Genomic DNA, 19,074 nt, shown 5'->3' with positions numbered 1-19,074 from the left:
CTGCAAGTAAGCGGGGCAGGCGCGCGCACTGTCATCCCACGCTAGCCGCTCAGGTAGTATGTCGCGTTCGCTCTTGGCCGATCTGTCGCTTACGTGAGCATTGCATGAACACCTACACCTTGCGTCTGCTGAACGTGTTCGCCGAATCGACTTTTGGCGGTAATCCGTTGTGCGTGTTCGACGACGCGCGGGGCCTGGACGATGTGACCATGCTGGCTCTTGCGGCACAGTTCAATCTCACGTCGGCGACCGAGGCAATCGCTCATCTGCGCGCGCCTATCCAGGGAGCCGGCATTTGGCGGATAAGCGGTCATACATTCTTGTCTCAGCGACAGGACAGAGCGCTTCTCACGAAAGAAAGCTGAGGCCCGCGCCAAGGGCGCCGGCTGCACACACTACCGCTGCAATGCCGCAGACAAGCCACAAGTAAGCGCCGCGAGGCCGATGCCGATGAGGTAGGGCGGTGACGCTAAGCGCGATGAGCAACCCAACCACAAGCGGCAGCATTAACGCGTTGACTACCTGCGCAGCGACGTTCAACGAAACGAGGTTCGGCGCCAGCCAGACGACGTAAGCGCTGCCGGCGACGGAGGCCACATACACCCCGTAGAACCACGGCGCACTCGCGGGCCGGTCTTCGAGCGAGCGCCTGTATCCCGCCACTTCGCCCAGCCCCCACGCCAGAGACAGCGAACAGACAATGGCCGCCACCATCGACGCGCCAAGAACTCCGGCACTGAAGAGGACGCGTCCAGCGTGTGGGCCCACTACTGTCGCGAGGGCGACGCTAATCTCGCCCACGCTTTGTAAGGCGCGTGGTTGACCATTTCCCGATAGCGTTGCTGCCGCGGCGACAAGGACCGCTGCCGTCAGTAGCTGCGTGAGGACCGCACCGATGGCCGTTTCGACCCGAGCCGCCGTGTAGTCTCGCGGAGTGAGTTTTTTATCCGCGACCGCCGCCTGCTGATAGAAGACCATCCATGGATTGAACGTCGCGCCAATCAGCGCAGCGGCAAGGTATCCGAACTGACGATTGCCGAGCGGGAGGTCAGTCATTTGCGGGAACAGGTCGTGGATGTCCGGGTGCGCCTTCCACGCCACAACGAAAAAGGTCAATTCGAAGGCCCCGATGACAATTGCGGCCTTGTCCACGCGTCTATGCGAGCCGGTGAGCACGACGGCTGTCAGCGCGACAACGGCAAGCGGCAAGGTGACGGACCGCGAGACACCATACATCTCGCCCACGCCGGCGACTCCAGTGAACTCGGTCACAAGCGAACCGAGCACGGCAATGACCAGTCCGATTGCCGATATCCATGCCCACAACGGACCGAAGTTCGAGCGGATGAGTTCACCGTGGCCTCGCCCGGTGAAAATGCCGAGTCGGACGGTGAGTTCCTGGACCATGTAAAGCAGCGGAATGAGCCCAGGAAGCACCACCAGAAGATGAAGACCCCATTGCGCGCCGGCATGCGCCGCCGTGACGACATTCCCGGCATCGCAGTCAGCGAGCATGACGAGCAGTCCAGGTCCCCATGAAGCAACCCAGCGCAGACGGGGCGAGACCTTCGGTTTTGGCAGCGGGGAACCAGTCATGCGTTCTGAAAGGAAGTGAAGGTAGTATCCGGCGACGGATTGTAGCGCGCACGGTGCCGTCGACGGGCATGCAACAGCATGAATGATCCACGCTATTGTTGCGGCAAACCATTCCCACGAGGCAAATCATGGTCCCGAGTTCCGACATTCATCTGCTCCCAGCGAAACTCACCGCATTGCGTCCTACACAGATGACGGTGGGTTACCGCGAGGTCACCGAAAAGCGCGACCACTGGAAGACACTCAGCAAGAAGGCGCGCAGTGAGGCCATTGCTTCGCACTGGTTTCCCGCCGTGCTGGGCCCGGAGCAGCGCTATTACATCGTCGACCATCATCACCTTGGGCTTGCGCTGCTCGAGGAAGGTGTCAAGCAAGTGAAGGTGATGATGCTGAAGGACCTGTCGTGGCTGGATAACACAATCTTCTGGCGCATGATGGAGCACAACCAGTGGGTCCATCCATTCGGTGCCGATGGCTCGCGATACGACTACGAACACCTGCCCAGGACCGTAACCGGACTCACGGACGACCCCTATAGGAGTCTCGCCGGCGAACTGCGCCGGGTGGGCGGCTATGCGAAGGATGCGACGCCGTTCAGCGAATTCCTGTGGGCCGATTTTCTGCGCCCACGCGTGCCGGCTGGCAAGATCAGCAAGAACTTTGCGAAGGCGGTCGATCAGGCGAAGACCCTTGCCCACACACCTGAGGCCCGGTATCTGCCCGGCTGGTCCGGGATGACGGACGGCCGTTGACGCGTCGTCCGTCTTCGCCGCCGCAGGTGTCCGGTATCCGCACAGCTACGTCGGCGCAAAGGGCGGGCAAGCGGTGCTGGCACTGTTGCGTATCAGGCGCGACGATGCGCAACGGTCCAGCGACGGGGATCCGCGATCTAGTGACGGGCGTAGAGGCTGTCGCCCGGAGTCGCGGCGGCACGGTTCGCCGATTGGGAGTGGCCGGGGACTACGCCGCCATACGACTCTTGCGAGCCGGTAGCGTCGTCGCGCTCGGCGGCGAGGGTTTGCACGCTCGGACCGCGTTGCGACGCGGGTGCGCCAACCGAGGGCCGGTAAGAGGGGGCTGGACCATAACCGCTGGCGAACGCGGGAACGGCGGCGGAAGCCGAAAGTGCGACGAGCAGTGCAACGATGAGTTTGGTCTTCATGATGGAATTTCGCTAAAAGATGTTCAGAGGGAGGCGCATGCCTTGCCGGATTGCGCCCCGCATGTCAGTTCAGTTACCGGTTCGGGCTAAACCAGGTTGACGGCGACGTCGATGTTGCCCCGGGTGGCTTTCGAATACGGGCAGATCTCGTGCGCCGCGTGCGCAATAGCCTCGGCGACCTCGCGCGCCACGCCCGGCACGCTGACATTGAAGCGGGCCTGGAGGAGGTAGGCCTCGCCCTTCTTGCCCAGATCCACCTCGACCTCAACGGAAAGATCGGACGGAAGCTTCACCTTCTTCTCCTTGGCCACGAGCCCGATGGCAGAGATGTAGCAGGCCGACCACGCACCGGCGAACAGCTGTTCCGCGGTGGGATGCGCCTGGACGGCCGCAAACGTCATGTCGCCGCCGGCGTTACCGGGCGACGAGAGCTTGAGGTCGACGCGGCCGTCACGGCCGCTTGCCGTCGTGTGGGTCTTGCCTGTGAGGAGGACAGTTTCGATCCTGGTCATGATGAATTCCTTGATGGATAAGGGGTGTTGGGTGGTTTTGCTCGTATGCGTTTAGATCGCATGCGATGCATATTGAAGGAAGCGATGCGACATGTCAATCGTATAAGATTTAATCGCATACGATTTTTAATAGGGAGAGGCAGGAATCCGGCGAGGATCAGCGTGACGCCGCTGCTCGGTCCGCTCGGGACCATCGTCGGCATGATGCACTCGTCCCAGCTGTTCGGCGGCAACGGTCTCGTCGACCCGCGCGCCGGGCTGGAGCGGCACGCTTTCTGATTGCCGTGCATCGTGAATAACCGGACCCTCCGGGCGGATCCGGACCGTTGTGGGTAGTGTCCGGGCGGCTCAATTGGGGCGGCATCAATTGCACATCCGGCCGCAAGCGCGCGCGATACATTGCGCATGACCGCATCACACTAGGGAATGCCTACGCTTGAGCCGCTGCGGCTGAGCGTCGTAAAATGGTGGCACATCGGTTTTGGGGACCAGCAATGTGCCTGGCTTCTCGTTGCGATTTCAGCCGCGCTGTCTGGCGACTCCCAGCACTTTTTCGACCCGCTCCTCGTCATGAGGCCAGCGGCCGTCGCGGCTTTGCCGTTGAATCCGCGCCATGACTCCGCTCATTTCCGTGAACAGGCTCAGCAAGAGCTTTCCCGGCGTGAGGGCGCTTCACGAAGTCCAGTTCGATCTCGTGGCGGGGGAAGTCCATACGCTGGTGGGCGAGAATGGCGCCGGCAAGTCGACGCTGATGAAAATCCTCGCCGGCGTGTACACCCGCGATTCCGGCGAAATCCTCCTCGACGGCCAGCCGGTCGAGTTCCCGAGCCCGCGTGAGGCGCAGGCCATGGGCGTGTGCATCATTCATCAGGAACTCCAGTTGATGAACCATCTGAGCGTCGCCCAGAACATGTTCATCGGCCGCGAGCCGCGCGGACGCCTCGGCCTGTTCCTCGACGAAGACAAGCTCAACGCGCAGGCGCGCGACCTTCTCGTCCGCATGCATGTGAATATCGACCCGCGCGCGGTGGTCGGCACGCTCACCGTCGCGAGGCAGCAGATGGTCGAGATCGCGAAGGCCTTGTCGTTCGATTCGCGCGTCCTGATCATGGACGAACCCACCTCGGCGCTCAACGACGCCGAGATCGCCGAGCTTTTCCGCATCATCCGGGAGCTGAAGAGCCGGGGCGTGGGAATCATCTATATCTCCCACAAGATGGACGAGCTGAAGCAGATTTCCGACCGCGTCACCGTGCTGCGCGACGGCGAATATGTGGCCACCGTCGCCGCCGCGGACACCAGCGTCGAAACGATCATCGGCATGATGGTCGGGCGAACCTTGACCGACGTCGCGCCTTCTCACAGCGTCGCGGACAAGGGCGAGGTCGCACTCGAAGTGAAGAATCTGAACGCCGGTCCGCTGGTCAGAGACGTGAGCTTCACGCTGCACAAAGGCGAGATATTGGGCTTTGCCGGCTTGATGGGCGCCGGCCGCACCGAGGTCGCCCGGGCGGTGTTCGGAGCCGATCCGGTCGAATCCGGCGAAATTGTCGTGAGAGGCGTGAAAGCGACGATCAGGCAGCCGAGCGACGCGGTGGCGCGTGGCATCGGCTATCTCTCGGAAGACCGCAAGCGCTTCGGCCTCGCGACCGGCATGGACGTCGAATCGAACATCGTGATGTCCAACTTGCGCAAATTCCTGTCGCTCAACTTTTTCTTGCGCCGCGCTCAGATACGCCGGACAGCCTCCCATTTCATCAATGTGCTCGCCATTCGTACACCGTCCGCGGCGCAGCAGGTGCGGCTTCTGTCGGGCGGCAATCAGCAGAAAATCGTGATTGCGAAGTGGCTCGAGCGCGACTGCGACGTGCTTTTCTTCGACGAGCCGACGCGCGGCATCGACGTCGGCGCCAAGAGCGAAATCTACAAGCTGCTGCGCGCGCTCGCCGAACAAGGCAAGGCGATCGTGATGATCTCGTCGGAATTGCCGGAAATCTTGCGCATGAGCGACCGCATCGTCGTGATGTGCGAGGGGCGTATCACCGGCGAACTCTCAGCTGCGCAGGCGACGCAGGAGCGCATCATGCACCTGGCGACGCAGCGCGAAACCTTGAAAGCGGCGTGAGCCTCGAGGAGCGATCCAATTTATGACACAGCCATCGGATACGTCGGCGCTGGCCAATGAGGGACAGCCGTCCGGCCTTAGAGCCCGCATCTTCGCGCCGGCCGCTCTGCAAAAGCTGCTGGCCTTCGCGAGCCTGATCCTGCTGCTGGCCTTTTTCAGCTTCGCCTCGCCCGCTTTCATGCAGACGGTCAATATTCTCGGGATTCTGCAGGCAACGGCGGTCAACGGCGTGCTGGCGATCGCCTGCACGTTCGTCATCATCACCGGAGGCATCGATTTGTCGGTCGGCACGTTGATGACCTTCACGGCGGTCATTTGCGGCGTGTTTCTGACCTTCTGGCATTTGCCGATGTGGATCGGTGTCGTGGCTGCGATCGGCACGGGCGCGATCTGCGGCACCGTTTCGGGAACCCTCACGGCGAAAATGAAGATACCGCCCTTCATTGCCACCTTGGGCATGATGCTGCTGCTGAAAGGGCTTTCGCTGGTCGTCTCGGCCGACAAGCCGATCTATTTCAACGACACCGAAAACTTCTACATGATTTCTCAGGATTCGCTGATCGGCTATGTCCTGCCGAACTTGCCTATCCCGAACGCGGTCCTGATCCTGTTTTTCCTTGCGGTCGTGAGTTCGATCACGCTGAATCGCACGGCGCTCGGCCGCTATACATTCGCGCTCGGCAGCAATGAAGAAGCCGTCCGCCTTTCCGGCGTGAATGTCGATCGGTGGAAGATCGCGATTTACGGGCTGGCCGGGGCAATTTGCGGCGTCGCGGGGCTCCTTATCGCGTCGCGCCTGAATTCGGCCCAGCCGGCGCTAGGCCAGGGTTATGAACTCGAAGCGATCGCCGCGGTCGTGATCGGCGGGACCTCGCTCAGCGGCGGTGCGGGCACGATTCTGGGCACGATCATCGGCGCGTTCATCATGAGCGTGCTGACCAATGGCCTGCGCATCATGTCCGTCGCGCAGGAATGGCAAATCGTGGTGACGGGCCTCATCATCATTCTCGCGGTGTATGCCGATATTTTGCGGCGCAAGAAAAGCTGAAGCTGGACGAACCGGACAAGAATCAGGAAAGGGAGCGCCAAGGCTCCCCCAACGGCTGAAGGTTGATGGCCACCTTAGGAGGAGCTACCCATGTTGAAAAGAAAACTAATTGGTGTCGTGGTTGGCGTCGGCGCGCTCATCGGCGGGACGAGTCTTGTCCGCGCGGACGAAGCCTACATTCCACTCATCTCGAAAGGCTTCCAGCACCAGTTCTGGCAGGCCGTCAAGGCCGGCGCTGAACAGGGGGCGAAGGAGCACAAGGTCAGGATCACGTTCGAGGGACCGGAAACGGAGGCCATGGTCGACAAGCAGATCGATATGCTTTCGGCCGCGCTGGCCAAGAAACCCCAGGCGCTCGGCATCGCAGCGCTCGACAGCAAAGCGGCCATTCCGCTGTTGAAGCGGGCGCAGGCCGCCAAAATACCGGTCATCGCCTTCGACTCCGGCGTCGACAGCGACATTCCGCTGACGACGTGCGCGACGGACAATCTTGCCGCGGCCGCGCTCGCCGCCGACAAGATGGCCGAGGCGGTCGGCAATGCCGGTGAGGTCGGCGTGATCGTGCACGACCAGACCAGCCGCACCGGCATCGATCGTCGCGACGGGTTCCTGAACGAGATGAAGGCGAAGCATCCGAACATCAAGATTGTCTCGGTCCAGTATGGCGGCGGCGACCATCTGAAGTCGGCGGAAATCGCCAAGGCGATGATCCAGGCCAATCCCAATCTCAAGGGCATTTTCGGCGCTAATGAGGGCTCGGCGGAGGGTGCCGCGATCGGCGTCAAGGAGTCGGGCAAGAAGCTCGTCCTGATCGGCTACGACTCCGGCAAGGAGCAGAAGGAGGACATCAATTCGGGGCTGATGGCCGGCGCTATCACGCAGAATCCGGTCGGCATCGGCAAATGCGTTGTCGACTCCGCGGTGAAGGCGCTGAAGGGCGAGAAGCTGCCCAAGAAGGTCGACACGGGCTTCTACTGGTACGACAAGAGCAATATGAGCGATCCGAAGATCGCCGCTGTGCTCTACGATTGAGCGCTGCCGCCAGGACGCGGCGGGAGAGGAGGGCGCGCGGCGCCTCCTCTTCTTTTCGCGACCTGCATCGCGGGGAGAGACTGTGGCCGCGCAGAGGCCATACGGAAGCCGATAGCTGTCGCCCAGGAGGGTGTTCAGATGTCCACGATTACAAAACTGTCCGTCCGGGACATTCGGTTTCCGACCTCGCGTTCACTCGACGGCTCCGATGCGATGAACGCCGCGCCGGATTACTCCGCCACCTACGTGACGCTCGCCACCGATTCGCCGGAGGCGCTCACCGGTCATGGCCTCACCTTCACTATCGGGCGCGGCAACGAGATCTGCGTGACTGCGGTACAGGCGCTTGCTCCATTGGTGGTCGGCAGAACGCTCGAGGATATCGCGGCGAACATGGGCGCTTTCTGGCGCTCGCTGACGTCGGACAGCCAGCTGCGCTGGATCGGCCCGGACAAGGGCGCCATTCATCTGGCGACGGCGGCTGTCGTGAATGCGGTTTGGGACCTGTGGGCCAAAGCGGAAGGCAAGCCGGTGTGGAAGCTGCTCGCCGACATGAGCCCCGAAGAACTCGTGCGCTGTCTCGACTTCCGCTATGTGACCGACGCGATCACGCCGCATGAAGCCATCGCGATGCTGCATCGCCATGCCAAGACCCGGGACGAGCGCGAAAAGGACATGCTGGTGCGCGGCTATCCCGCCTACACGACTTCGGCCGGCTGGCTCGGTTACGACGACGACAAGATCCGCCGGCTCGCGCGTGAAGGCGTCGCGCAGGGCTGGACGCATTTCAAGCAGAAGGTGGGCGGCAATCTCGACGAGGATGTGCGCCGGGCCCGCATCCTGCGTGAGGAAATCGGCGAAGACCTGAAGCTGATGATGGATGCGAACCAGGTATGGGATGTCGACGAAGCGGTCGCCAACATGCGGCGCCTGGCGCAATTCGATCCGTGGTGGATCGAGGAACCCACGAGTCCCGACGACATTCTCGGCCACGCGGCCATCCGTCGGCGGATTCAGCCAATCGGTGTGGCGACGGGCGAGCACTGCCATAACCGTGTGATGTTCAAGCAGTTGCTGCAGGCGCATGCCATCGACTTCTGTCAGGTGGACAGCTGCCGCCTGGGCGGTCTGAACGAGGTGATCATCGTCCTGTTGATGGCGGCGAAATTTGGCGTGCCCGTGTGCCCGCACGCAGGCGGCGTCGGCTTGTGCGAGTACGTGCAGCACATTTCGATTTTCGACTATATCTGCGTGTCGGCGTCGCTGGAAAACCGGGTGCTCGAGTACGTGGATCATCTGCATGAGCATTTCGTCGATCCGGTCGTGATCCGCCACGGCCGTTACATGCCGCCGCAACGTCCCGGCTATAGCATCGAAATGCATGCGGCGTCGCTCGATCAGTACGCCTTTCCCGATGGCCCGGTCTGGCGGCCCTGAAACAGCGAGCGCGGGAGCATGACCGATGGCGGGCAGCCGTCGGCCGTCAACGGACTGGCGCTCTCGGGCCGTGTCCCGGTCGATCATCCAGCGCAGGCTTTGCAGCCTGCTGCATGACCGCTTGCAGCGCGGTATGAGCGCTATCGAGCGGATGCCGTCCCTTGCCGACGAGACGCGCGGCCGGTGCCATCCACGGGTGAGCAAACGCGACAACTGTTGCGCCGGCTTGGTAGGCCTCATCGGCGGCCCGCCCCGTTGCGGCGAGGCATGCGTCGAGATCTCCGCTTTTGAACAGCTCCCAAACCTGGGCAACGTGATTGATCGACACTGAAGCACGCTCTTTGTTTGCGTACTGCTCGAACAGGCTTCTCGTAGGCTCAACGGCACTTTCCGCGGCACACAACACGATGATTTTTCCGCCAATGCTTGCGGCCGCGGACGCTAACGCAGCATCCGCCCTAACAATCGGAACCGGAGGATGCTCGATGTCGCTCACGGCCGGTCCAAGCGTGGCGCAGGTCAAGATGACAGCGTCGGAGCCGGCGGCCAATTCGAGGAGACAGTCGTTTGTCTGTGCCTTCAACTCGCGGGTGAATGTTCCAGCCTGATCCACTGACAGACGGAGGTCCGATCGCACTTCATGATGAAGGTACTCGATTGGCAGTCCAAGATCTTTTGCCGCTTGCTCAAAGACGTTCTTGTTGCCTTCTATCGTGTGCAAAAAGGAAATTCGCATTGCTGGTTACCCCGATTCAGTTGCATGGTTGATGGTCAGTATCGACACAAATTCATCGCGCCCGGGTCGACCGCTTCGCCGGATGACTCACTAGCATTGTTGCGATGCCGTTCGGGCGTAACAAGACAACTTCAAGTAACGGTATAGCTGGTACCACCCTCGTTCCAGGTACACCAGGGTCGGATTCTCTCCGCAGTGCGGAGAGAATTGAGCTGGACCCATCTCAAGAGCCTCCTGTATATCGACGATCCGCTCAAGCGGGATTTTTATCTCGAGTTGTGCCGACTCGAACGCTGGTCGTCACGCGTCACGGTCATGCGTGCCTTGAAGCGGCTGACGGAGCTCGGCGCGATCGAGCTCAGGCAGCGTCGGATCTGGGTCATCGACCCGTCCAGGCTTCCTGGGTGATTTGGTAACTCGCTATACAGACGGCAGTCCAGTCGCTCGAGTAGAGTGGGGTCGTTGGATTCACATTCCCCGTGCTACAGCTGATTGAAGGACTGCCATGAGCCAGATCGAGCGTCTGCGTCTTCCCGAAGACGACGCCACTTTCGGAAGCAACCGTATTTTCGACCTGTTCCAATACTCGCCCGCAGTGACGGCCAGCGGGTTGGTCTTCATCGCTGGTCAAATCGGTCTGCGGGCCGACGGGACAATTCCGGAAGACCCGAAGGAACAAATCGATGTCGCGTTCAAGCGCGTCGAAGCGGTGCTCGAGCATCTGGGTCTCGACTTCACGGATGTGGTCGAGCTGGTTTCCTACCACGTCGATGTCGGCTCGCAACTTGCGGCGTTCCGCGAAGTGAAGGAGCGCTACATCCGCTCGGACTTCCCGGCGTGGACCATCCTCGGTATCGCAGCGCTCGCGCGTCCCGAGCTCATCGTCGAAATCAAGGTCGTCGCTGCGACGCGCAAGTAAGTCGCGTCTTCGTCGGCTGCTTCCATCGGCCGGCTTCGGCTGACGTCGAAGGCAAGTTCGCCATCGATACGCCCACGATTCTGGGCATCGGCGCGTGTTGAGGTAGGTTGCGGGCGATGGTGAGGCTTTGCGGGATGGTATCGAGTCCTTGGCGCACATTCGTGGACGAACGCACCGCATGTCGGATCGGAACACAACGCATAAACGCACGCTATGTGGTCAATCGAGGATTCGTGAACCTTCAGCGGCGCCGTGGCGTGCCTGTGCCAGTCAGGCTGGGGCCGCCGTATATCGTCACTGGCCACGCATTCAGACTGCAACGATGGCTCTCAGGCAGTCTTCCGGCGCGCGCGCGCACCCAGCGCGCTCTTCGTCTTGTAGGTTACGCCGTGCTGCTCGAGGTAGCCTCGGATCAATTGTCGTACCACCTGTGAAGGCGTCAGGTCCTGCGCCGCGCACAGTTCCTCGAACGCTTCCTTCTTCACTGGATCGATCAGAATTGTGAGTCGGGCGCTTTTGGTTTCCATGATGGGAGGAACAAATCCGAATATGTTAATTCAATTATAATACATCTCCGGAACCTCCACCATCTTCAGGGTTCCGAGGCGCGCCGCAGGCCCGTACCCTTGGGCCCGGCATTTGACCGGCTCACGTCGGAAATGCGCAACGGGCGCCGCCGCGCTGTCCTAACGTTCCTCCCTCGCACGCAGAAAGTCATGTCCGGCCTGCGTAATCGATACAGTGCCTCGCCCTGGGACCGGGACAGACACGAATCCAGCATTGCGCAACTCCTGCGCCACCGACCAGTTCAGTGAAGGCGCAGCGCGTCCGTACCGCGGCTGTGCCAGGCGTTCCAGCGCCCAGATGGCCGAGTGGGTCAAGGTACTGCTTTCGTTGCCGCGTTCTGCTGTCATTTCCTCTCCTCAAGACCGCGCGTGCGTGATGGTCCGCAGCGGGCGGGTACTACTTTGTCAGGCCGATGAGCCGGATCAACATGTCTCGTCATATCGGTTCCAGTCGAATTTCCTGCCGCACTCGATGCTCATGGCTGTGGCGTGCAGATTGACCGGATGCGAGTACTGCAGCGCGCGAGCCCGGTCGAGCATCGAGGTCAAGGACGGAAGACCCTCGATTCCGTTCCACGCGAAGACGGTGACGTTGTGTTCGCTGCCTTCCGAGGGCGCCAGAGCGACCGAGTTCGCGAAAACGTTCCTCAGCGAGCGCAGGTAGGAGTGAAACTCCGGCTCATCCGTCACGAGATTGGCCACCAGGATGCCGTCGTCGCTCAACCGGCGACGACAGGCTTCGTAGAATGACCTGCTGCCCAGTTCCGCGGGCAGGCCGTCGGCATTGAAGCCGTCGAGCAGCAGCACATCGGGCGTGTGATCCGATGCGTTGATGTATCGCGCACCATCCGCACACACCACCCTGAAACGATCGTCGTCGCGTGGAAGTTGAAACAGCTCGCGTAACGCGATCACGTCGGGATTGATTTCGACTGCGGTAATGGCAGTGTCCGGCAGATGGCGATAGCAGTACTTAGCCAGCGAGCCACCGCCCAGACCGATCATCGCAATCCGACGCGGGAACGGCCGGAACAGAAGGAACCCCATCATGGTTCGCGTGTAGCCCAGCGCGAGTGCGGTGGGGTTGTGCCGCAACATGGTGCTCTGCACCCCGCGCGCATCGAAGTACAGCGAAATAACCTGATCGTTCTGTATGACCAGGGGCCTGTTCAGTTTTCTCTGTCTTTTCTTCGTGGGTTTGATTGGACGCGAATCATTGCGCGACCGATCGGCGGGTGCGTGCGTCGTTTCTGGCATGGATCACATCAGGAAGGGTCTTGCGTTCGCAGGATGTCAGACAGTGCCTGGAGCGCCATCAATTCGTCGGGACCGGCCGCAAGGATGCGTACGAGCGTGCCCGCCCGGGCCCGAAGCGATATCACCGACATCACGTCCTTGGCGTTGACCGACCGGCCGTTCGCCATGCATACGATATCGCTGGCGAAACGTGCAGCACTGACCGCAAGCCGTGCTGACCCGTGACCGTTCAATCCCCATTGGCCACCTACCTGAACCGATGCCTCGACCAACCCGCTCCCCTTCGTATGTAGTTCGTGACCCGTCGCGCGACCACTTTCACGCCTTCGCGCCTAGTGCATCGCACCCGAGATGACCTGCCCAAAGAAAACGCGCAGCAGCGGATCCCAGGTTTCATCCCGCAACGAGATCTGGAGCCTGGCGAGACGCCTCATGTCCCGGTCGAGGTAGATCACGCGAAGCGATTTCGGTTGAAGTGGGCCGACAAAGAATCGGCCGTCGTCGTCGAGAAGCAGACATGGACGCTCTCTGTATCGTGCGCCGGAGAGGGAAGTGGTGTCCTGGACATGACGGGCCGATTCCCTCGGATAGACGAAGACCACATTGATGCCGCACTCTTCCAGGCGGTCGCAAATGTCAGCAAACCGGTACAGCATCTGGAAGCCACGCTCACCCGACTTGCCCACGCCGACGACAATCAGCCCGCGGCGACCCATGACGTCGCGCACATAAAGATGCGTGTAGTCATGGGACAGCAGCGGAACACTGGTGCTAATCACATCGATCTCCCTGCGAGCACTGAAACACGGCCGTCTGGCGTGTGTTTCACCGGCAACGCGGCCATGCACACGCTCGAGCGTTTCACGTGAGGTCATTACCATCTTAACATAAGATGATGATAATAACATTATCATGCATCATGCCCGGTCACCGCCACCGTAACGGTCACGGGCTACGTGTGTTCGACGGCTCTTCCAGTACGGTGCACGGGAGCAACCGGGCGGCGAGGCGTGGCGGAGGAGGGCACTGGCGCGGCGGCGCGGGTGGCAGCAGACAGCCCCGTCGAGGCCGCCACACTCGCGGTGCTGCTTGCCCGCCAGCGTCCGGAAACAGTTTGCTGGCATCAGGCGGACAATGACACGTGTGCCTGAAACGGAATCGCGCCCGAGCGCGGACGGGGAGCACGACAACAGGCTCCCTTCCGGAATGCGCGTGGAAGGGCAGCCCGCGTTCCCGGCGTGCCTGGACATCGCCTGTGGAAACGCATGCCTAAACCTGCTAGGATGATAACGAAATTACCATTTACTGGTAACTGGATGTTCCTCGGAAAGCGTATCGGTGCGAACGCAGATGGTGCGCAGAGATACGCCGTGCGCCGTATTGGGGAGAAGTGCCATGCCGTTTGACGAATCTCTTCGGCCGTTCACAGGCGACCGTACCGGGACGGCGCGACATCGATGCCAGCGCGCAGGCCGTCACGGCACCGATGTGTCCCGATCTGTACCGGTATGAAATAAATGGAATGTCACCGCCGGATGGGACCTGTTTCGGAATATCCTTCATCCGGCACACCGGCCGTTGAACAAGACATCTGATTGCACCGGAGACAACGCCTTTGGAACATTTGCTGGTCGTCCATTACGTGCTGCTGGTGGTCGCGGGCTGGCTGTTCATTGGGGTGCTGGGACTCGTCAGCCTGCGCCGCACGCGCGTGGTCGCACACGGGTTGTTCCCGGCAGGCATGCTGTTCGGGGTGCTGCTAGGCGTGCTGGGCATTGCAGGCGTCTTTTCCGCGCCTCAAGAGGCGATCTTGCCGCTGGGGCTGCCGGGGCTGCCGTTCCATATCAGGCTCGATGCGTTATCGGCGTTTTTCCTGGCTGTGCTCGGCATGGTTAGCACAGGCGTCAGTGCATTCTCCGCCGGCTATTTCCGCAAGGGCGAAGGCACGCCCCCCGGGTTGCTCTGCTTCGAGTACCACGTGTGCCTCGCGAGCCTCGCGCTCGTCCTCGTGGCCAACGATGCCTACAGCTTCATGGTTGCGTGGGAAACGATGACGCTCGCTGCAACGTTCCTCGTCATGAGCAACCATCGCATTCCCGAAATCCGCCGCGCCGGCTACCTGTACTTCCTGATTTCGCACGTGGGCGCGCTCGCGCTGCTGCTGTGCTTCGGGCTGCTGCAGGCGGGGACCGGCGACTACACGTTTGCCGGTATGCGGCAACAGCATCTCGACGTGTTCTGGGCATCCGTTGCGTTCATGCTGGCGCTGCTCGGTTTCGGCGCGAAGGCGGGCATCTTCCCGCTGCACGTCTGGTTGCCCGAGGCGCATCCAGCGGCGCCATCGCCCGTGTCGGCGCTGATGAGCGGCTTTGTCCTGAAGGCCGGGCTTTACGGCATGCTGCGGACAGTGTTCGACCTGCTGCACCTGCAGGTCGCGTGGTGGGGTGTCGTGATGCTGGCGCTCGGTCTGTTCACCGCACTGTTCGGCGTGGTGTTCAGCGCGATCCAGACCGATATGAAGAGGCTGCTGGCGTACTCGTCGATCGACAACATCGGTCTGATGTTCGTCAGCATGGGACTTGCGATCCTGTTCCGGGCCTTCGACATGCCGGCGCTCGCCGCGTTATCGTTGACCGCGTTGCTCTACCAGATCGCAAGCCATGCGGCGTTCAAGAGCCTGCTGTTCATCTCGACGGGCTCGGTGCTGCATGCAACGGGCGAGCGCAATCTCGGACGCCTCGGGGGCCTGATCCGTTTCATGCCATGGACCGCGTGGGTCGCATTGCTCGGCGCGCTTTCAAGTGCCGGCCTGCCACCCTTGAGCGGGTTCGTGTCCGAATGGCTGCTGCTGCAGAGTTTCCTGTTTACACCGGAGCTGCCGAACTCGTTCCTGAACATGATCGTTCCGCTGGTCGCCGCGCTGATCGCACTGGTCGCGGCACTCGCCGGCTACACGATGGTTAAGTTTTTCGGGATCATCTTCCTCGGGCAGCCACGCGAGCCAAAGCTCGGCAACGCGCGGGACGCAAGCCCGTGGGAGCGTGTCGGCTTCGTATGGCTCGCAGCGATGTGCGTGCTGCTCGGGTTGCTGCCGGTACAGTTCGTGGCCGTGCTCGATCGCGTGACGCAGGCGCTGATCGGCGCAGGCATCGGGCCGGCCGTCTCCCGGAATGGCTGGCTGCTGCTCGCGCCCACGAATAGCGGGCGCGCGAGTTACATGCCGGTGGTGTTTCTGCTGTTCGTCGTGGGCTGCTGCGCACTGGCCTGGGTACTGGTGCGCCGTTTCTATCATGGCCGGCTGCGCCGCGCGATTCCATGGGCGTGCGGTCATCCGTTCGTGAACGCGCGCATGCAGGATACGGCTGAGGGGTTCGGGCAGCCGATCCGCGAAATCTTTGCGCCACTGTTCAGGATTGAACGGCAGCTTCCGTCGCCGTTCGACGCGCGTCCCGCGTATCGGGTCGTCGTAACGGACCGTGCGTGGGCGATGATCTACGAACCCATCGAACGCGCTGTCAGGCGCGTCGCATCGCTGGCCGGGATGCTGCAGACGGGCCGCATAGCCATCTATCTGATGTACAGCTTCCTTGTGCTCATCGTCCTGCTGATACTGGTGAGGCAATGATTACGCTCTCCGGATTGCTCTCCCAGGCGCTCGAAATCCTGCTGGCTCTGGCGACCGCTCCGCTGCTGACCGGCTGGGTCAACATGTGCCGCGCCTGGCTGCAGAGCCGTCGCGCACCGTCGATCTGGCAACCGTATCGGACGCTTCACAAGCTGTTCAACAAGGAGTCGGTTGTTGCCCATCATGCGAGTCCCGTGTTTCGCGGCGCTCCCTACGTGATCTGGGCCTGCATGACGCTCGCGAGTGCCATCGTGCCGACGCTGTCGACCGAGCTGCCGCTCTCGCCTGCCGCCGATGCCATTGCGCTCGTGGGTCTCTTCGCACTGGCGCGCGTCGCGATCTCGCTGGCTGCAATGGATGTCGGCACGGCGTTCGGCACACTGGGCGCGCGCCGCGAGATGCTGGTGGGCTTTCTTGCCGAGCCAGCCCTGCTGATGGTGCTGTTTTCCGCGTCGCTCATCACGCAGTCCACGCTGCTGACGCACATCGTCGAGACACTGAGCCACCGGGAACTCGCGATCTATCCGAGCCTCGCGTTCGCGGGTATTGCCTTCACGATGGTGTCGCTCGCCGAGAATGCACGTCTGCCTGTCGACAATCCGACCACGCATCTCGAACTGACGATGATCCACGAGGCGTTGATCCTCGAGTATTCCGGCCGGCATCTTGCGCTAGTAGAGTGGGCTGCGAGTCTCAAGCTGTTTGCCTACTCGTGTATCGGACTGGCTCTCTTCGTGCCGTGGGGCATTGCCGAAGCCGGCAATCCCGCCGCGCTGCTGCTGGCGATACCGGTGCTGTTTGTCAAGTTGCTGGTGGGCGGGGCGTTACTTGCCGTGGTGGAGACCACCAATGCGAAGATGCGTATTTTCCGGGTGCCGGAGTTTCTCGCCACGGCCTTCCTGCTGGCCGTGATCGGCATGCTGGTTCACTTCCTGCTGGGGGCATGATGCACGGCCTCGCGACGCAAATCATCAACCTTCTGGCCGCCGTTCTGCTGATGGTGTCGTTCGCGATGCTCAGCCAGCGGCGCATCCTGTCGCTGATTCATCTCTACACACTGCAGGGTGTCGCGCTCGTATCGGCCAACCTCGTGCTGGGCTTCGTCACGGCGGACGTTCATCTTTACGTCTCCGCCATGCTGACGCTGGTCCTCAAGGTCGGCCTGATTCCCTGGATCCTCTACCGGCTGGTGCAGCGGCTCAATGTGAAGACGGACGTCGAGCCGCTGCTCAACATTCCGACGACGCTCCTGATCGGCATCGTGCTCGTGATCGTGGCGTTCAATGTGGCGACGCCGATCAGCCAGCTCTCATCCTCGGTGGCGCGCGGCGCGCTCGGCATCGCGCTCGCGTGTGTGCTGCTGTCGTTCATGATGATGATCACGCGGGCGAAAGCGATCCCGCAGGTGATCGGTTTTCTTTCGATGGAGAACGGCCTTTTCTTCGCCGCCGCAGCGGCGACCAACGGCATGCCGATGATCGTCGAACTCGGTATCGGGCTCGACGTGCTGGTCGGCATCCTGATTCTCGGCGTCTTCATGTTCCAGATTCGCGAGCAGTTCGACAGCCTCGACATCCACCACCTCGAAAAGCTCAAAGATGACTGATGCCTGGGTCCTGCTGCTGGTTTTCGGCATTCCGCTTGTCGCCGGCGGATGTCTGGCGCTCATTGGACAGCACCGTGCGGCGCCGGACCTCAACGTAGCGTTCAGTTTCCTGACCTTCGTCGCGGCGATGCTGCTCGCTGCGCACACGGTGGCGCACGGTCCGGCTTTTGCGGCCGGCAAGCTCTTCTTCGTCGATCCTCTGAACGTGTTCCTTGTTGCGTTGACCGCTTTTGTCGGCTGGACCACCTCGATCTTTTCGCGGCCCTACATGCGCGTCGAACGTGACCGCGGCAAGATGACGGGTGCACGGATGCGGCTCTATCACAGCATGTACCAGCTGTTCATTTTTGCGATGCTGCTGGCGCTGCTCACCAACAACGTCGGCATCCTGTGGGTCGCGATGGAAGCCGCCACACTGGCGACCGTGCTGCTCGTCAGCGTGTACCGGACCGCGGCGAGTCTCGAAGCAGCGTGGAAGTACTTCATCCTGTGCGGCGTTGGCATTGCGCAGGCGCTGTTCGGCACGATCCTGCTTTATCTCGCGGCGAGCCGGCAACTCAGCGGCGGCGATGCGTTGCTCTGGACCAGTCTGAGCGCGGTCAAGGGCGCGCTCGATCCCACCATCATGTCGCTCGCGTTCGTGTTCCTGCTGATCGGCTATGGCACGAAGGTGGGCCTCGTGCCGATGCACAACTGGCTGCCTGACGCGCACGCCGAGGGGCCCACGCCGATTTCCGCCGTGCTCTCGGGCCTGCTGCTCAACGTGGCGCTCTATGCGGTGCTCCGCTGCAAGGTGCTGGCCGATGGCGCACTGCAAAACGGACTGCCTGGGCGGCTGCTGGTCGGGTTCGGGCTGGTGTCGGTGCTGGTCGCCACTTTTTCGCTGTTGCGCCAGAAGGACGTGAAGCGCCTGTTCTCGTATTCGTCGATCGAGCACATGGGCCTGATGACGTTTGCCTTCGGACTGGGCGGGCCGACCGCGACATTCGCGGGTCTGCTGCATATGACGGTGCACTCGCTCGTCAAGTCGGCGATCTTCTTCGCGGTCGGCCATGCTGTCCAGAAGGCGCGCACGCAGATGATCGACGACATTCGCGGGCTGCTGCGCGTGAGCCCGACGGTCGGATGGGGCATGATGCTGGGGGCGCTGGCCATTCTCGGCATGCCGCCGTTCGGCGTCTTCGCGAGCGAGTTCCTGATCCTGACGACGGCCATCAACGAACTGCCGTGGGCGACCCCGTTGCTCCTCATCGCGCTCGCCGTGGCGTTCGCCACCATTTTCGCGCGCGTACAGCACATGGTATTCGGTGACTCGACGGCGAGCGTGCTCGAGCACCCGCCGGCACTCCTGCCGGTATTCGTTCATCTCGGCTTCGGTCTGATGCTGGGACTTTACATTCCACCGTACCTTGCCACGTGGTACCGGCAGGCTGCGGCGATGATTGCGGGGTGA

At 61.8% G+C, this 19,074-nt stretch carries 20 protein-coding genes and 1 pseudogene; 12 read left to right on the top strand and 9 right to left on the bottom strand.

Going from position 1 to position 19,074, the window contains the following annotated elements; genetic code table 11:
- Positions 1-104: 104 nt before the first annotated feature.
- A pseudogene (locus tag DLM46_RS23605) lies at positions 105-251 on the top strand (PhzF family phenazine biosynthesis protein); the annotation flags it as partial.
- Between the two features lie 97 nt (positions 252-348).
- Here the strand turns inward: DLM46_RS23605 and DLM46_RS23600 are convergent.
- Positions 349-1,515, bottom strand: coding sequence for an NRAMP family divalent metal transporter (locus DLM46_RS23600; protein ID WP_244306344.1), 1,167 nt, complete (start codon positions 1,513-1,515; stop codon positions 349-351).
- A gap of 209 nt (positions 1,516-1,724) precedes the next feature.
- Between DLM46_RS23600 and DLM46_RS23595 the strand changes: the two genes are divergently transcribed.
- A complete protein-coding gene (locus DLM46_RS23595; protein WP_115104388.1) occupies positions 1,725-2,348 on the top strand; it encodes a ParB-like protein in 624 nt (207 codons plus the stop codon).
- A gap of 137 nt (positions 2,349-2,485) precedes the next feature.
- Here the strand turns inward: DLM46_RS23595 and DLM46_RS23590 are convergent, their stop codons facing one another.
- On the bottom strand, positions 2,486-2,758 hold the full coding sequence (locus tag DLM46_RS23590) for a hypothetical protein (protein ID WP_115104386.1): 273 nt from the start codon (positions 2,756-2,758) through the stop codon (positions 2,486-2,488).
- A gap of 86 nt (positions 2,759-2,844) precedes the next feature.
- On the bottom strand, positions 2,845-3,270 hold the full coding sequence (locus DLM46_RS23585; protein ID WP_115104383.1) for an Ohr family peroxiredoxin: 426 nt from the start codon (positions 3,268-3,270) through the stop codon (positions 2,845-2,847).
- 613 nt (positions 3,271-3,883) lie between these two features.
- On the opposite strand from DLM46_RS23585, the gene DLM46_RS23575 reads away from it, so the two are divergent.
- The 4 genes from DLM46_RS23575 (at position 3,884) to DLM46_RS23560 (ending at position 8,912) form a co-directional block, all read left to right on the top strand.
- The gene (locus DLM46_RS23575; protein ID WP_115104380.1) at positions 3,884-5,395 is read left to right on the top strand and encodes a sugar ABC transporter ATP-binding protein; all 1,512 of its coding nucleotides are present in this window, start codon (positions 3,884-3,886) and stop codon (positions 5,393-5,395) included.
- 22 nt (positions 5,396-5,417) lie between these two features.
- Positions 5,418-6,443, top strand: a complete 1,026-nt coding sequence (locus tag DLM46_RS23570; protein WP_115104378.1) for an ABC transporter permease — start codon at positions 5,418-5,420, stop codon at positions 6,441-6,443.
- 90 nt (positions 6,444-6,533) lie between these two features.
- On the top strand, positions 6,534-7,475 hold the full coding sequence (locus tag DLM46_RS23565; protein ID WP_115104375.1) for an ABC transporter substrate-binding protein: 942 nt from the start codon (positions 6,534-6,536) through the stop codon (positions 7,473-7,475).
- 138 nt (positions 7,476-7,613) lie between these two features.
- Positions 7,614-8,912 (top strand): L-fuconate dehydratase, encoded by a 1,299-nt coding sequence (locus DLM46_RS23560; RefSeq protein WP_115104373.1) that lies wholly within the window; start codon positions 7,614-7,616, stop codon positions 8,910-8,912.
- Positions 8,913-8,958: 46 nt separating this feature from the next.
- On the opposite strand, the gene DLM46_RS23555 is transcribed toward DLM46_RS23560, so the two are convergent.
- Entirely contained in the window at positions 8,959-9,648 is a 690-nt protein-coding gene (locus DLM46_RS23555) for an arylsulfatase (RefSeq protein ID WP_115104371.1), read from the bottom strand.
- A gap of 147 nt (positions 9,649-9,795) precedes the next feature.
- On the opposite strand from DLM46_RS23555, the gene DLM46_RS41310 reads away from it, so the two are divergent.
- A complete protein-coding gene (locus DLM46_RS41310; RefSeq protein WP_425274012.1) occupies positions 9,796-10,056 on the top strand; it encodes a DUF1016 N-terminal domain-containing protein in 261 nt (86 codons plus the stop codon).
- A 97-nt stretch (positions 10,057-10,153) separates the two neighbouring features.
- Positions 10,154-10,567, top strand: coding sequence for a RidA family protein (locus DLM46_RS23545; RefSeq protein WP_115104368.1), 414 nt, complete (start codon positions 10,154-10,156; stop codon positions 10,565-10,567).
- Positions 10,568-10,896: 329 nt separating this feature from the next.
- Here DLM46_RS23545 and DLM46_RS23540 read toward each other — a convergent pair whose 3' ends face one another.
- The 5 genes from DLM46_RS23540 to DLM46_RS23520 all read right to left on the bottom strand — a co-directional run bounded on the left by DLM46_RS23540 (position 10,897) and on the right by DLM46_RS23520 (position 13,169).
- Positions 10,897-11,094, bottom strand: a complete 198-nt coding sequence (locus DLM46_RS23540) for a ribbon-helix-helix protein, CopG family (protein WP_115104365.1) — start codon at positions 11,092-11,094, stop codon at positions 10,897-10,899.
- 159 nt (positions 11,095-11,253) lie between these two features.
- Entirely contained in the window at positions 11,254-11,481 is a 228-nt protein-coding gene (locus tag DLM46_RS40470; RefSeq protein WP_115104363.1) for a hypothetical protein, read from the bottom strand.
- A 75-nt stretch (positions 11,482-11,556) separates the two neighbouring features.
- Positions 11,557-12,390 (bottom strand): fused MFS/spermidine synthase, encoded by an 834-nt coding sequence (locus DLM46_RS23530; protein ID WP_115104361.1) that lies wholly within the window; start codon positions 12,388-12,390, stop codon positions 11,557-11,559.
- 8 nt (positions 12,391-12,398) lie between these two features.
- Positions 12,399-12,662, bottom strand: coding sequence for an HPr family phosphocarrier protein (locus DLM46_RS23525; RefSeq protein WP_115104359.1), 264 nt, complete (start codon positions 12,660-12,662; stop codon positions 12,399-12,401).
- Positions 12,663-12,722: 60 nt separating this feature from the next.
- Positions 12,723-13,169, bottom strand: coding sequence for a hypothetical protein (locus DLM46_RS23520; RefSeq protein WP_115104613.1), 447 nt, complete (start codon positions 13,167-13,169; stop codon positions 12,723-12,725).
- Between the two features lie 836 nt (positions 13,170-14,005).
- Between DLM46_RS23520 and hyfB the strand changes: the two genes are divergently transcribed.
- From hyfB to DLM46_RS23500, 4 genes are read left to right on the top strand one after another with little or no spacing between them, the layout of a single operon-like run.
- The gene (hyfB, locus tag DLM46_RS23515) at positions 14,006-16,015 is read left to right on the top strand and encodes a hydrogenase 4 subunit B (RefSeq protein ID WP_115104357.1); all 2,010 of its coding nucleotides are present in this window, start codon (positions 14,006-14,008) and stop codon (positions 16,013-16,015) included.
- The gene (locus DLM46_RS23510; RefSeq protein WP_115104354.1) at positions 16,012-16,962 is read left to right on the top strand and encodes a respiratory chain complex I subunit 1 family protein; all 951 of its coding nucleotides are present in this window, start codon (positions 16,012-16,014) and stop codon (positions 16,960-16,962) included. The genes hyfB and DLM46_RS23510 overlap by 4 nt, the downstream gene beginning before the upstream one ends.
- Positions 16,962-17,621 carry a formate hydrogenlyase gene (locus DLM46_RS23505; protein ID WP_115104611.1) on the top strand — a complete coding sequence of 220 codons (660 nt, stop codon included), beginning with the start codon at positions 16,962-16,964 and terminating at the stop codon, positions 17,619-17,621. The genes DLM46_RS23510 and DLM46_RS23505 overlap by 1 nt, the downstream gene beginning before the upstream one ends.
- Positions 17,614-19,074 carry a hydrogenase 4 subunit F gene (locus tag DLM46_RS23500; RefSeq protein ID WP_115104351.1) on the top strand — a complete coding sequence of 487 codons (1,461 nt, stop codon included), beginning with the start codon at positions 17,614-17,616 and terminating at the stop codon, positions 19,072-19,074. Before DLM46_RS23505 ends, DLM46_RS23500 begins: the two co-directional genes overlap by 8 nt.

The organism is Paraburkholderia lacunae (assembly GCF_003353175.1).
GTDB classification, from domain to species: Bacteria; Pseudomonadota; Gammaproteobacteria; order Burkholderiales; family Burkholderiaceae; genus Paraburkholderia; species Paraburkholderia lacunae.
Note: the sequence above shows the minus strand (reverse complement) of the source record. Positions and strands in the feature narration are given on the sequence as shown.